Raw genomic sequence first — 13462 nt, 5'->3', positions numbered from 1 at the left:
GTGAGCGATCATCACGTAGGTCAGGTCGAACTCGTCCTGCAGGTCCTCGAGCAGGCGCCGCGGGAGGCGAGCACGCTCGGCTTGAGCTGCGGCGTGGCCGCCAGGGTGGCCGCCTCGCCGGTCAGCGTCCGGCCGTCCGGCGCGCGGGTGATCGCACGAACGGTGAACGTGTACCGCGTCCCGTCCGTCAGTCCGGTCCAGGTGAGCTGGGTGGCCGTCGTCGTCCGCGTCTGCGAGCCCATCGAGACGTCGTACCGGACGAAGGTGCCTTCGTTCAGAGCGGGCCTGGTCCAGCCGAGCACGAGAGTTCCACTGCTCGGGTTGCTCCGCACCGCGAGGCCGGTCGGCCGCTCCGCCACCGCCCAGCTGAACTCGACCCGATTCGACCGCACCGCCGGACCCGCGCCGACGCGGTTCACCGCCCGGACGCTGATGTAGTAGCCGGTGTTGCCGGCCAGGTCCGTGATCCGGGCCGACCTTGCCGATCCGGGCACAGTCATCGAGCCGCCACTCCAGCTCAGCCGGTACGACGTGATGGTCGCGCCATGTGCGGCCGCCGGTTTCCACGTCACGGTGGCGGCTCCTGCGACGGCCCGCGCTTGGACGCCACTCGGTGCGCCGGGCAGCCCCGGCTTCGCGGTCGCCTGGTTGGTCGGCGTGGTCCGCTGGGGTTCCACGGTGTTCGCCGGCGGCGACGGCTTCTTCGCCGGCGGGGCGGCTGTCTTGACCGGGACCTTGGGTGTCTCGGTCGGCCTGCTGGGGGTGGTCTGCGTGGGGACCGGGGTCGTCTTCTTCACCTGACCCGGCTGCACTGCTTTGGTCCTACCGTCGCGGTCGACCACGACGACGCGGTCGCCCTTGCCGCTTTCGACGTACACCCGGGAGTCGTCACCGCGGAACAGGTTCGGCTCGCGCTTCTTGTCGCCCTCGGCCGGGCCGGCGACCGTTTGGTGCGAGGTCTCCTTGCCGTCGCGGCCGAGCGTCAGCAGGGTGGCGTTCTTGCGGTCCAGCAGCGCGAGGCCCTGCCCTGAGGAAGCGACCTTGTCGTAGTGCCCGGGCCGGATCGGCGCCCGGGCCGGCGCGGCCGGCGTCTTCCCCTCGGCCGGGACGTCGACCAGGTGAACGACGTTCTTCTCCGGGTCGACGATCGCCAGCCGCCCGTCGAGATCGTTGCCGGCGACAAGGGCATTGTCCGGTACGTCGGCCGCGCCCAACTCGGCGCGGTCGGCGATCCCGTCGCCGGTCAGTCTGTACACGGCGCGCGCGGTCAGGTCGACGAACACGGCGCCGGCGCCGATCGCGGTCAGCGCACCCTTGTGGCCCTTCGGGACCGACGCCGGGCAGGACATCCGGTCCGCGGTTGGCGGCAACTGACACAGGTCGCCCTGATCCGCCCGGTGGACCCACAGCGTCCCGTCCGAGGTGACCACCGGGTCGCCGAGCCGGCCGCCGGGGAACGTGGTCACCGGCTTCTCGCCGAACCGCATCACCCGCCCGGCCTTCTGGTACACGGCGAACGCGACCCCGGCCCCCTCGAGACCGACCGGCTGCTCGTCGACCGGAACCTCGATCGGCTCGGCGACCGTCAGGTCCGACTTGCCGAACTGGTCGATCCGCGACCGGGACAGCACGTACCCGTTCTTGTCGGTCTGCACCACCTGCGCGCCGGGCGTGCCGGCGTTCAACCCGACCTCGGCGTCGACGTCGCCGGTCGCGCCGTTCAGGTGGAAGATCTTGCCGATCGTGCTGTTGTAGACCCAGTGACCGGACTGCGTGAACCCGACACCGGAGCTCGCGCTGCCCGAGCCGGTCAGCACGACGATGCTCATCAGGGCGACGCAGCCGGCGACCACCGCGGCCAGTCCGGTCTTTTCCTTGGTGAGCCGCCGGGGGCGGAAGGAAATCGGCTTCACCGGACCAGACTATGGGACGAAGGTCCAGGACCGGTCCAGTTTCCGTCTACCGTCCACCGTTGAGGCAGGTCGCTCCGCGGAGGCTCTGCGGGTCGCTCTCGTACGTCGCGACGCCGTCGGTGCCCTGGACCTGGAAGCAGTACTTGAGTCCGGGACTGACCTGCACGGTCAGCGAGGTCATCCGGCCGCGATCGGCGATCCGCGCGGTCTTGGCGCCCTGCTCGGCGACGAAGACGACGTACTCGTCGAGCTCCTTCGGGAACGACCACGCCAGCACAACGGACGTGACCTTGTCCTGCGGCGGCTTCAGCACGATCTTCGCCGCGGCCGACGCGGTGACGCTCGGGGTGGCCGCCGTACTGGCCGTCGGGGGAGGGGGCGTGGCCTCGTCGTCGTCGCCCGGCTGGATCATCACGGGCACGACAGCGACCAGCGCGACCGCGGCGGCGGCCCCGATCAGCAGGCCCTTCCGCGACTTCCGCGGCTCCGTCTTCTTCGCCTTCCGGACCACGGGTTTCGGCGGAACCGTTGCCACCGGCACGCTTCGGCCCGCGGCCAGCTCGTCGCTGAAGTCGTCGAAGTCGAGCTGGTCCTCGACCGGCTCGGCGGTCAGCAGCCGCTCGAACTCGCGCAGCACGGTGACCGCCTCCGGCCGCGCGTCCGGATCCTTCGCCATCATCCGCTGCAGCAGCCCGGACAAGGCCGGCGGCACGTCCCGCCCCGACACCTCCGGCGGCGGCTCCCGCAACACCCGCAGTACGACGCCGTCCGCCGACTCACCCGTCCGCGCCGGGAACGGCGACTGCCCGGTCAGCGCCAGGTACAGTACGGCGCCCAGTCCGTAGACGTCGGCCTGCTCCGACAGCTCGCCGTCCCGCAGCACCTCGGGCGCCGTGTACGCGGCGTCGGCCATCAGGTCCCGCGGGAACCGCAACCGCAGCGCCACTCCGAAGTCGGCGAGCGCGGGCTGCCCACTCGGCCGCTCGAGCACGTTGGCCGGTGTGACCCCGCCGTGCACCAGCCCGGTGTCATGCGCCTCGGCGAGCACCGAGCTGAGGATCTGCCCGAGTACGACGACGTCCCCGATCGGCAACGGCCCGTTCGCCACCAGATCCGGCAACGACTGCGGACAGAACTCCATCCGCAACCCGGTCCGCCCGTCCGGCAGCTCGTCCAGCGCCTCCACCCGCACGATCGACGCCGCCGACCGCAACCCCGTCAGTTTCACCTGCTCGACCTCGACCGCGTTGTACGTCCGCCGGTCCAGCGGCCGCGGGTACACCTTCAAGACCGCCGTACGCCCACCCGTCAGCAAGTAGACCGACGCGACCGGCCCGGTGGCGTGCGGTACCAGCGCATCAAGCGGAATCTCAGCCATCAAGGACATCCTGTCACCCGGCAACGTCCAGGTGGGCGCAACCGTGGGCGATCAGAAACCGCAGATCGCCGAGAATCTCCGGGAGCGCCTTCCCCGGATCGGCCACCTCGCCGTGTCCCGCCGTCACGGTCGCCCGCACCTCACAGCTGTGCCACAACGACGGCGCCACCGACCCCCACTGCCACAACTCGTAACAGTCGCTGTCCAGCACGGCGGCCGTCCCCAGCCCGGGAATCCCGACCGCATGCCCGTCGAGCCGCTCCGGCGTGTTGCCGAGGCCAACGAACAGCACATCCATCCGGTGCGCCTTCGCAAAGTTCGCCGCGTCGTCGATGACCGCCACCAGGCCCGCGTCGGCCAGACGCTCGAGCTGCTTGGCCCCATCCGCGATCCCGGTCCTTTCGGCCTGGCCGATCACGTCATCGACAGTCCACTGCCCTTTGCCAACTTCAGGCAGCCCGTGCGTCAACACCCAGACCCCGAACGCATCCGCGCCGATCCGGTGCTGGCTCCACCCCACCCGCACCACCTGCTCGTCCCCACGCACCCCGCCGTAGTGCCCGACGGGAAACACCGTCGCACTCATCGAACCCTCCGCCGGTCGAAGTACGCCGCCCGCACCGCCAGCAACCCGTGAGCCTGACTCAGCACCCCGGCCAGCACCTGCCGCGGATCGGTCTCCTCCTCGTTCGCCACTCCCGCCTCGCGCGCCACCACCGCCGCATCCCGGCACCCCGTCCACAACTCCGGCGCCAGGTAGGCCCACGCCCAAACGTCGTACACCGCCTGCGAAACCTGAGCGACCGCCTGATCCAGCACCCCAACGGTCTGCAGCCAAGGCTCGTCAGCATCCGGCCCCAGCCCATGCATCAACGGAAACAACTGATGCTCCCGCGCAAACGTGAGCGCACTGTCCGAGTCGGGATCGACCGTCGCGAGCAGCCCGTCCTCGACGAACCTCTCCACGGTCGCCGCCACCTCCGTGCCGTCCAGCCCGAGCTTCTCCGCCAACGTCACCAGGGATTCCCGGGACGGCCGGTCCTCGGCGTCGACTCCGTGCGCCAGCAGCCAGACCCCGAACTCCCGATCCGCCAGTTCCGCCACCTCGATCCCGACCCGGACCTGCTGCCGGTGCTCACCTCCCGAGTGCAACACCCCAAGGTCATGCCCCACCGGAATCAGCAGCTCCACCACGACGTCACCCCTTCAGCTCAACGTGCCGTCAGGCTAGGCCGCCCGCACACCACGACCTCGCCGACGGCAGGAAGCTGTCGTCCATCCCACCCCGTCGCCGCCCCCGTTGATCGTTGAAACCATGAACATCACAGGTCTGGTCCGGGTCACCGTCGCCGCCCCGCAACGACGCCTCGACCTCGCCCTACCGGAACACGCCTCAGTCGCCGAGATCCTCCCCGGCCTCCTCTCCAAGGCCGGCGAACACCTGGCCGACGAGGCCGTCCCCGACGGCGGATGGGTCCTGCGCCGCTCTGACGGCAGCGAGCTGACCCTGGGCCGCACCCTCGGCTCCCACCGCATCAAAGACGGCGAGATCCTGCACCTCGTGCCTCGCCGGATCGACTGGCCGGAACTGGAGTACGACGATCTCGTGGTTGCGGTGTCATCCGGATCCAGCCGCCTCGGCTCGGCCTGGTCTGCCTGGCACACCCGGATGGCGGGGCTTGCGGTCGCAGTCGCCGGCCTGGTCCTTGCACTGATCACGGTGGTCCGGGGAGGCGCACCCTGGTCGCATCCGGCGGGTCGGCTCTTGTTGCTGACCTTGCTGCTGGTTGCCGCCGCCGTCGTACTCGCCCGAGTGGTCGGTGACTCCGGAGCAGGAGCGCTGATCGGTGGCCTGGCCATGCCGTTCGCGGCCGTCGGCGGTGGGCTGCTGTTCGCCGGCACAGCTGACAGGCCCGCGATCGGCGCACCACAGTTGCTCGCGGCATCGGCCGCCGTACTCGTTGCCGCGGTCGCCTGTTACGTCGGCGTGGTCGACGGAGCCACCTTCTTCGCTGCCGCGATCAGTGCCGGCGTGCTCGGAGTGGCTGGTGGTTGGATCGGTACGGCGGAGTCACTCGGCGGCGCCGACGTCGCGGCGATCATCGGGCCGGCGTTGTTCGCGTTCTCGCCGCTGCTCGCTTCTCTGGCGATCCGAGCCGGCCGCTTGCCGATGCCCATTCTCCCGCGGACGACGGCGGATCTGGTGCGCGACGATCCCCTCCCGCCACGACGGCAGGTGTACAGCGCGGTCGTCCGCGCGGACGGCTTGCTCACCGGCATGCTGGGCGGGCTGCTCGTGACGGAGGCGGTGTGCCTGGTCCTGCTGTTGCATGATCCGAGCCGCTCGACGACGATCCTCGTCGGTCTCCTGACGGTCGGCTGCTTGATCCGGTCCCGGCTCTACCCGATCGTGAAGCAACGGCTGATGCTGCTCGTCCCCGGGCTGGTCGGCGCGGCCGGACTGGCCCTCGGCCCACTCAGCCACCGGTACACCGATCCCGTGCCGGTCGTCGTTCCGGTGGCCGTCGGAGTCGCCGCGGCCGCGATCTTCCTGGGACTGCGGTACAGCACCAAGCCGCCGAGCCCGTACCTGAGCCGGTACGCCGAGATCCTCGAAGTCCTGGTGACGCTCGCGCTGATCCCGGTCGCCTGCGCGGTCCTCGGCCTGTACGGCGTCGTCCGCGGCCTCGGAGGCTGAGATGGCAAGTCGCAAGGACCAACTGCAGTCCCACCAGTTCTCGGTCCAGCGGATGGTGTCCGCGCTCGTCACCCGGGAGTCGGATCCGGAGCAGCCGCCGTTCCGTCGCCCCACCAGCTCGGCCTTCTGGAGTGTTGCCATCGCGGTGCTCGCGCTCGCGGTCGTCGGTGTCTACGGCCTGCTCGTTCCCGGCGGCAGCAAGGCCTGGTCCAAGGGTGATGCCGTGATCGTCGAGAAGGAGACCGGCACCCGCTTCGTCTACGTCGACGGCCGGCTGCACCCGGTCGCCAACTACACCTCGGCGCTCCTTGCCCTAGGCAAGTACGGCGAAACGCGCCGGGTGTCCCGCAGGTCGTTGCGGGGTGTGCCACGCGGACCTCGAATCGGTATCCCGGACGCGCCGGACGCCTTGCCCGCCAAGGACCGCCTGCTGACCGGGGGCTGGACGCAGTGCTCGCAGCCCACCCTCGACCCGACCGGCGCGCGGACCAGCGAGTCGGTCCTGATGGTGGGACAGCGGCCGGCCGGGGGACAGACGGTGAGCGACGAGGCGTTGCTCGTCGAGGTGCTGGAGACCGGTGATCAGTACCTGATCAGCAAGGGCTATCGGCACCAGATCGACAGGTCCGACGCAGCCGCCACGGTCGGCCTCGCGCTCCGCTCGGAGCCGTGGGTGAAGGTGGGTGCCGCCTTCGTCGCTGCCCTGCCGGACGGTGAGCGGATCATGCCGATCAAGCCTGCCGGTATCGGTCGGCCGTCCACGGCGATCCCCGAGCGGCCGCGCACACTGATCGGACAACTGTTCGTGGTGAAGCCGTCCAGCGGTGGCGTGCAGTACTACCTGGCCGCGAAGGAGCGGCTGATTCCGATCTCGGAGCTCCAGTACGACATTCAGACGGCGTACAAGCCGATGGCCGCCGCGTACGGCGGCAAGGCGCCGCGTGCGATCGAGCTCGGGCTGGTCTCCGTCGGCCAGGCCGCGCCGTCGTCAGGCCCGGAGACCGGAAAGGCGCCGCGGTCGCGGCCAACGTTCGTCGCGCCGCGGGACGGGCTGGGGACCGTCTGCGCGGCGTTCACTCCGGGGAGCGCCGTACCGTCGATCTCGATCGACCCGCAGCTTCCGCCGCGCGACGAGGCGACCGTGACGCCCCGGCGCGGGCGGATGGGTACGGCGCTGGCCGACCGCGTCCTGGTCCCACCGGGAACCGCTGCGGTCATCGAAGCGATGCCGACCGACCGGGCGCCGGCGGGCACGATCTCGGTGGTGACCGACATGGGCCGCATCTACCCGCTCGCGGATCCCGGCGTCCTCGCGATGCTCGGCTACGCCGACGTCACCCCGGTGAGGATCCCGGCCATGCTGGCCAGCCGGCTGCCGCAAGGCAGCGGCCTGAACCCCGCCGCGGCGACCCGCGCCTCGACGCAGTAGCGCGGACAGCAGAACGCCCCGGTCGCGGCGACCGGGGCGTTCGTGCGTGGGAGTCAGTGGGTGAGGCGGCGTTGCCGCGGCGTTGCGGCGGCCGGCACCTGATCCGTTGCGTCCACTGTCCACAGTTCTTCGTCGAGGACCTCCAGGGTCCCGGCCTGCTCCCGTTCCCGCAGCTTCGACGTGGCCGCCGGCTGGAAGGCCCCGGGCTTGCCGGACTTGCCCTGCAAGCCGGCCGGAACGCCCGGCGTCGGGCCACCGGACCGGCTGCGCTCCCGCCCGGTCGGCCGGATCGCTCCGGAGCCCGGCTTCCCGCCACCGCCGCCACCGGCAGCGGCGCCGGCACCGCCCATCGGCGGCATCATCGGCGGTACGCCGCCACCCGCACCCTGTGTTGCGGCCGAGCCGGTGCCGCCCGCGCTCGCCAGCGTCGGCGCTTGCCCGTTCGTCACCGACGTCGGCGCGATCGTCTTCGCCGCTTGCGGGATCTGCTGATCGACCTTGCCCAGCCCGGTCCCGGTCTTACCGAACTCACCGGCCTTGCCGATACCACCGACACCACCGACACCGCCGATGCTGCCGCCCCCGGAGAAGCCGCCACCGCCGCCGCGCACCCCACCTGCCGGCATCCGCACACCTGAACCCGGTGTGGTCCGTGCGGGTACCGCACTCACCGGCGTCCACGGAACACCGGCAGGCGGTGAGAGGGGTGGCGTCGACAACCCGGTCCCCGGCCCGGTTGGCGTCGCGGTCATCGGGGACGCCGGCGTCCCGGCCAGCCCGGTGCCGCCCGGACCTGCGCTCGCACCGCCGGGATCTGCCCCGGCCGGCCCGCCCGCCGGTCCACCGGCGGGACCACCTGCAGGGCCACCTTCGGGACCGCCTGCAGGACCAGCTTCGGGACCACCTGCAGGACCGCCGGCCGGCCCTCCGGGCTGCTCCGGCGCACTCGCCGCCGGCCCGCCGCCCGGCGGAACACTCGCCGGTGAGGCACCCGTCGGCCCACCAGGTGAAGCCGACTCCCCGGTCGGCCCGACCCAGTTCAGCGCATCGGCGGCTGCCTGAACCTGCGCGCCCAGCTTCGGATACGTGTCGTTCAGCGTTTCCAGCAGAGTGCCGGCTCCCAGGACCTCTGGCCGCACCGCCTCGACCGCCGCGGCTTCCTCGGCCGTGGCGGCTGACCACACTCCGACACTGTCGAGGACCTCCAGCTTCTGACCGCCCGGATACTGCGCGAGGAAGGCCTGCTGCGCTTCGACGACCTTCTCCCTGGCAGCAGTGGCTTGCGATGCGCTCATCGTGATCAGCTGGACGAGGCCGTTGCACATCTGTTCGATCGTCCCGTGGGCCTCGGCCGGTCCGCCCGGAGCCTCGGCATCAGCCGCGGCCGACTTGGCGAGCGCGGCGCTCGTCGCGTCGCTGGCCCCCTCGAAGATCTGCGACTCGCGTCTGCTCGTCCAGCCCGCGACGAGCTCGGCGGCATCGCTGTCGAACTTCTGGGAGAGCTCGGTCACGGCGGCCGTCAACGCGGTCCAGCGTGGACCCTCGGCCTCGAGGGTCGGCTTCATGGTCTGCACTTCGGAGTCCGCCGCGGTGATCAGGCCATCCACCGCCGTGAAGAGTGCTGCGAAGGTGACGGCCGCTTTGGCCGCATTGATGGATGTCGCCGGTTCGTCGGGCATCAGGCTTCGCCCTCCTTGGACGACTGGACGGTCATGATTCGCTCCATGGTGGAGCTGGTCACCGAGCCGAGCTGGACATGCAGGCCGTACAGCGCCTTGCTGGTGTTCTCGTATCCCACGAGACCGGTGGTCGTGGCGTCGATGTAGTCCATCCGGAGCATCGCGGCTCTGGCCAGCTGCTCACTCAGTGGCTGGCTGTTGCTCAGGTCCCCATGACCCGGCGACGGCTGGGTCATGGCGATACTCGTGGCGCCGCGGAACTTGGTCATGTTCGCGTAGGTGTCCTTGGCGAAGGTTTCGAACACGTTCGTCGAGACGACCGCGATGTCGCCGGCGCCCGGGGGTTCGTTGGATGGTGACATGCCGGGAGTCCTTTCCTGTCAGGGTTTCGGCATCCGGTGGGCTCAGGCGCCCACCGGGGCTTGGGTGAGCTGGATCAACTGGCTCGTGCCCTGCCGCGTGATCAGCCGGCCGCGGCCGGGCGGCAACGGCTGTGGGCGCAGGCCACCCAGCAACGGGCCTTCCTCCCGGTTGCCGGACATCAGCAGGCCGGGCGCGCCGACGTCGCGGATCCGGGCCAGGACCGGTTCGAAGAAGCCGCGGCCCGCGCCGCCGATCCGCCGGGTCACGATGAGTCGCAAGCCGATATCCGCCGCCTGCGGGATGAACTGCAGCAGCGGCATCAACGGATGGCCTTCGTTCCCGGCGACCATGTCGTAGTCGTCGACCAGGATGAACAGGTCCGGTCCTCGCCACCACGAGCGATCGCGCAGCTGTTGTGGCGTGACGTCGGGGCCGGGGATGCGCTCGGCCAAGGCCTGGCACGCGTCGGAGATCAAAGCCGTGCTGCTCTGGTGATTCGTGCCGTAGCCGATCAGGTGCTCGCCTTCGACGCCACCGAGCAGGCTGCGCCGGTGGTCGACCACCAGCAACCGCGCCTGCTGCGGGGTGTACGTCTGCTGCACGCGTCGTGCCACGGTCCGCAGGAAGCTGCTCTTCCCCGCGCCGAGATCGCCGAGCAGGATGAAGCACGGGTGCTCGTCCGGGGTGAGCCGGACCGGTGCGAGGTCGCTCTCCGCGATACCGATCGCGAGTCCCCGCTCCGGCGAGCTCTCGCCGTCGAGCTGCTCGAACGGCATCTCGGTCGGCAGCAACCGGACCGCGGGCGCGGGATGTCCGGGCCATCCGGACCGGATCCGCTCGACCAGCTCCGACGTACCGGCGCGGTCGGCGTCGTCGCCGCTGAGCCGTGGCTGCGCCATCAGGAAGTGATGCTTGGACTGGCTGACCCCACGGCCCGGCGAGTGGTTCGGGACCAGGGCGGCGGTACGACGGTCCACCGCCGAGTCGGTCGGGTCGCCGAGCCGGAGTTCGAGCTTGGTCCCGCACAGGTCGCGGATGTTCGTCCGCAGGTCGAACCAGCGGGAGGCGCCGATCATCAGGTGCACGCCGTACGCCAGGCCGCGCGCGGCGATGTCGGGCAGCACCAGCTCCAGGTCGTCGAAGTCGTTGCGAATCGTCAGCCAGCCGTCCACCACCAGGAACACGTCCCCGTACGGCGAGTCGGCGTACGCCCCGGTCCGGCGGAGCTCCCGGTAGGCGGCCATCCCGTCGATCCCGGCCCGCGCGAACTCACGCTCCCGCTCGGCGATGATGCCCATCACCTCGGCGATGGTCCGGCGTACGGCGTTGACGTCCTGGCGGCCCGCGACACCGCCGACATGCGGCAGGTCGCGCAGTCCGCCGAGCACACCGCCGCCGAAGTCCAGGCAGTAGAACTGCACCTCGCGCGGGGTGTGCGTCAGCGCCAGGCTGGTGATGATCGAGGCGAGCGTCGTGCTCTTCCCGCTCTGCGGACCGCCGATCACGGCGATGTGGCCGCCACCCGCGGACAGGTCCAGGAGAAGTGGGTCGCGGCGCTGCTCGAGCGGCCGGTCGACGATTCCGGTGATCGTGGTGAGACTGCCGCGCAGCTCCGGGGCGCCGCAGGTGAGACCGCGGTCGCCGTCGACGGACGCCGTACCGAGGACCTCGTCGAGGGCCGGCGACTCGTCCAGCGGGGGCAGCCAGATCTGGTGCGCCTCCGCGCCGCGCCCGGTGAGCCGGTCGACCAGGATGTCGAGCAGCGATTCGCCGATAGCGTCGTCGAACGGGTCGTCCGCCGCTGGGTGCTCCTCGGACTCGTCCTCCTCGACCTCCGCGGCGACGTACGAGCTGGTGAAGTCCTGCAGGATCAGCGAGTTGTCCGGCGCCACCGGCAGCCCGCCGACCACCGGCCGGCGGTGCACGCCGGACACGTACGCCGCCCGGAACCGGTCCAGCTGGTCCGTGCCGACCCGCAGGTAGCCGTGACCAGGTGCCCTGGGCAACCGAAACGCGTCGCTCACGCCGAGCACCGTGCGGCTGTCCATGTCGGAGAACGTCCGCAGGCCGATCCGGTAGGACAGGTGCGCCTCGAGGCCGCGCAGCCGGCCCTCGTCGAGTCGCTGGCTGGCGAGCAGCAGATGGACGCCGAGCGACCGGCCGACCCGGCCGATCTGCACGAACATCTCGATGAAGTCCGGGCGGAGCGTGAGCAGCTCGCTGAACTCGTCGCAGATCACCAGCAGAGTCGGAACCTCGGGCAGCGGAGCGCCCGCGGCCCGGGCCTTCTCGTAGTCGCGCAACGACGAGAAGTTGCCGGCGGCCCGGAGCAGCTCCTGCCGCCGGATCAGCTCACCGTTGATGGCATCCGTCATCCGGTCGACCAGATGGACCTCCTCGGCCAGGTTGGTGATCACCGCGCTGGTGTGCGGCAACTTGTCCAGCCGGGTGAACGTCGCGCCACCCTTGAAGTCGATCAGGGCGAAGTTGAGCGAGCGCGGCGGATGGGTGATCGCCAGTGCCAGGACCAGGGTGCGGAGCAGTTCGCTCTTCCCGGAGCCGGTCGCGCCGATCAGCAGGCCGTGCGGACCCATTCCTTCCTGCGCGGACTCCTTGAGGTCCAGCTCGATCGGCTGGCCGTCGGCCCGGAGCCCGAACTTGACCCGGAGCCGGTCCCGGTTCGCCCGTTGGACCCAGGTGTCGTCGGGGTCGAAGTCGAACGGATCGCCGAGCTCGAGCAGATCGGCCAGTCCGAGGTCGGCCGTCAGCGGTTGCTCGCCCTGGGAACCCGCGGTCAGCCGCAGCGGGGCGAGCTGCCGGGCCAGCCCTTCGGCGCTGACGAGGTCGAGCTCGTCGGCGACACCCAGCGGGGTCTCACCGTCGATGGTCTCGCTGATCAGGGCGCCGTCCGCGTCGACGTCGAGCACGATCGCGCTGGGGTCGAGTGCCCGCGGCGGCAACGTGGTGAGGTCGAGGACGGTGACACCTTCGAGACCGGCGCCGACGAGGACGTGGTCCGAGCCGTCGAGGTCACCACCGTCGAGGACGACCACCACGTGCGGGCCCGCGACCGGATGGCTCGACTCCGAGTCGAACCGCGGCCGGTTGGTCAGGACGTCGTCCAGCATCGCCTCGATCGCGGTGATCGAGCCGGCCACCAGCCGGAGCGGACCGAGCGCATCCGTCCGCTCCGGGTGGAGGGCGTGTGGCAGCCACTTGACCCAGTCCCACTCGGCACGGGCGGCGTCGCTGACGCAGACCGCGATCCGGAGGTTGTCGGGTGCCTGAAGCGTGGCGAGCTGGGCCAGCATCGCGCGGGCCATCGCCATCGACCGGCCCCGGTCGCCGGGAACGTAGATCCGGCCGAAGCCGGCGACCGAGATCGCCAGCGGCAGCCCGGGGACGGTGGCGTACGTCGAGACGAAGCGCCGCAGAGCCAAGGCCGACAACGGTTCCAGGCGTTCGAGCGGCTGCGTGTCCGGCGGTACGACGGTCATCGCCGGACCCTGCGGGCCGACGCCGATCCGGGCGACCGCGAAGTCGGCGTCGTCCCTTCGGCGCTCCCACAGCCGGTAGCTCGCGGCGAGCGTCCACAGACTGTCCGGCTCGGGATGCACGTAGAACAAGGTGTTCCGCTGCCGGTCGACCGACCGGCTGAGCCGGGTGCGCTGCTGGGACAGCTGGCGCAGGTACCCCCGGCGGGCGTTGCCCATCTCGGCCTTGCCGGCGCCGGTCCGGCCGATCACGCCGACCACGATCATGCCGATCATCGCGAGCCCGAACAGCCCGAAGACGACGTACCGCAGGCTGCTGGCGATGCTGCCGGAGAACATCAGCATCATCGCGCCCATCATCGCGACCATCGGGACGACCATCAGCAGCTGCATCCACTGCCTGCCGCCCGGCTCGGGCACCTCGGGAGGTGCCGAGAGCAACAGTTCGCCCCCGGGCAGCTCGGGCGCCGGCCGTCGTGCCGGCCGCCGGACCACCATCGTCGCCATG

At 70.9% G+C, this 13462-nt stretch carries 9 protein-coding genes; 2 read left to right on the top strand and 7 right to left on the bottom strand.

Features of this window, described 5'->3' with window-relative positions:
* Nucleotides 1-20: 20 nt before the first annotated feature.
* Genes ACWCOV_RS10510 through ACWCOV_RS10495 form a run of 4 tightly spaced genes read right to left on the bottom strand, consistent with a single transcriptional unit; the run spans nt 21 to nt 4485 of the window.
* Nucleotides 21-1913: a fibronectin type III domain-containing protein gene (locus tag ACWCOV_RS10510; RefSeq protein WP_449828969.1), complete on the bottom strand. Its 1893-nt coding sequence runs from the start codon at nt 1911-1913 to the stop codon at nt 21-23.
* A 46-nt stretch (nt 1914-1959) separates the two neighbouring features.
* Nucleotides 1960-3291, bottom strand: coding sequence for a serine/threonine protein kinase (locus tag ACWCOV_RS10505; RefSeq protein ID WP_449828968.1), 1332 nt, complete (start codon nt 3289-3291; stop codon nt 1960-1962).
* Nucleotides 3292-3304: 13 nt separating this feature from the next.
* The gene (locus tag ACWCOV_RS10500; protein WP_449828967.1) at nt 3305-3877 is read right to left on the bottom strand and encodes a hypothetical protein; all 573 of its coding nucleotides are present in this window, start codon (nt 3875-3877) and stop codon (nt 3305-3307) included.
* On the bottom strand, nt 3874-4485 hold the full coding sequence (locus ACWCOV_RS10495) for a hypothetical protein (RefSeq protein ID WP_449828966.1): 612 nt from the start codon (nt 4483-4485) through the stop codon (nt 3874-3876). Before ACWCOV_RS10495 ends, ACWCOV_RS10500 begins: the two co-directional genes overlap by 4 nt.
* Nucleotides 4486-4606: 121 nt before the next feature.
* On the opposite strand from ACWCOV_RS10495, the gene eccD reads away from it, so the two are divergent.
* Both eccD and eccB read left to right on the top strand, forming a co-directional pair.
* Nucleotides 4607-5989 (top strand): type VII secretion integral membrane protein EccD, encoded by a 1383-nt coding sequence (gene eccD, locus ACWCOV_RS10490; RefSeq protein ID WP_449828965.1) that lies wholly within the window; start codon nt 4607-4609, stop codon nt 5987-5989.
* A 1-nt stretch (nt 5990) separates the two neighbouring features.
* Entirely contained in the window at nt 5991-7418 is a 1428-nt protein-coding gene (gene eccB, locus ACWCOV_RS10485) for a type VII secretion protein EccB (RefSeq protein ID WP_449828964.1), read from the top strand.
* Nucleotides 7419-7471: 53 nt separating this feature from the next.
* Here the strand turns inward: eccB and ACWCOV_RS10480 are convergent, their stop codons facing one another.
* From ACWCOV_RS10480 to eccCa, 3 genes are read right to left on the bottom strand one after another with little or no spacing between them, the layout of a single operon-like run.
* Nucleotides 7472-9097, bottom strand: coding sequence for a hypothetical protein (locus tag ACWCOV_RS10480; protein ID WP_449828963.1), 1626 nt, complete (start codon nt 9095-9097; stop codon nt 7472-7474).
* The gene (locus ACWCOV_RS10475) at nt 9097-9459 is read right to left on the bottom strand and encodes a hypothetical protein (protein WP_449828962.1); all 363 of its coding nucleotides are present in this window, start codon (nt 9457-9459) and stop codon (nt 9097-9099) included. The genes ACWCOV_RS10480 and ACWCOV_RS10475 overlap by 1 nt, the downstream gene beginning before the upstream one ends.
* 42 nt (nt 9460-9501) lie before the next feature.
* The gene (gene eccCa / locus ACWCOV_RS10470; RefSeq protein WP_449828961.1) at nt 9502-13461 is read right to left on the bottom strand and encodes a type VII secretion protein EccCa; all 3960 of its coding nucleotides are present in this window, start codon (nt 13459-13461) and stop codon (nt 9502-9504) included.
* Nucleotide 13462 lies beyond the last annotated feature (1 nt).

The organism is Kribbella sp. NPDC002412 (assembly GCF_053592935.1).
This window is presented reverse-complemented; position numbering and strand designations above follow the sequence as displayed.

Bases quoted from the DNA above. Each gene is read 5' to 3' on its own strand.
- eccCa (WP_449828961.1), bottom strand. From the start codon at position 13,461: ATGGCGACGATGGTGGTCCGGCGGCCGGCACGACGGCCGGCGCCCGAG.
- ACWCOV_RS10500 (WP_449828967.1), bottom strand. From the start codon at position 3,877: ATGAGTGCGACGGTGTTTCCCGTCGGGCACTACGGCGGGGTGCGTGGG.
- eccD (WP_449828965.1), top strand. From the start codon at position 4,607: ATGAACATCACAGGTCTGGTCCGGGTCACCGTCGCCGCCCCGCAACGA.
- ACWCOV_RS10480 (WP_449828963.1), bottom strand. From the start codon at position 9,097: ATGCCCGACGAACCGGCGACATCCATCAATGCGGCCAAAGCGGCCGTC.
- ACWCOV_RS10505 (WP_449828968.1), bottom strand. From the start codon at position 3,291: ATGGCTGAGATTCCGCTTGATGCGCTGGTACCGCACGCCACCGGGCCG.
- eccB (WP_449828964.1), top strand. From the start codon at position 5,991: ATGGCAAGTCGCAAGGACCAACTGCAGTCCCACCAGTTCTCGGTCCAG.
- ACWCOV_RS10475 (WP_449828962.1), bottom strand. From the start codon at position 9,459: ATGTCACCATCCAACGAACCCCCGGGCGCCGGCGACATCGCGGTCGTC.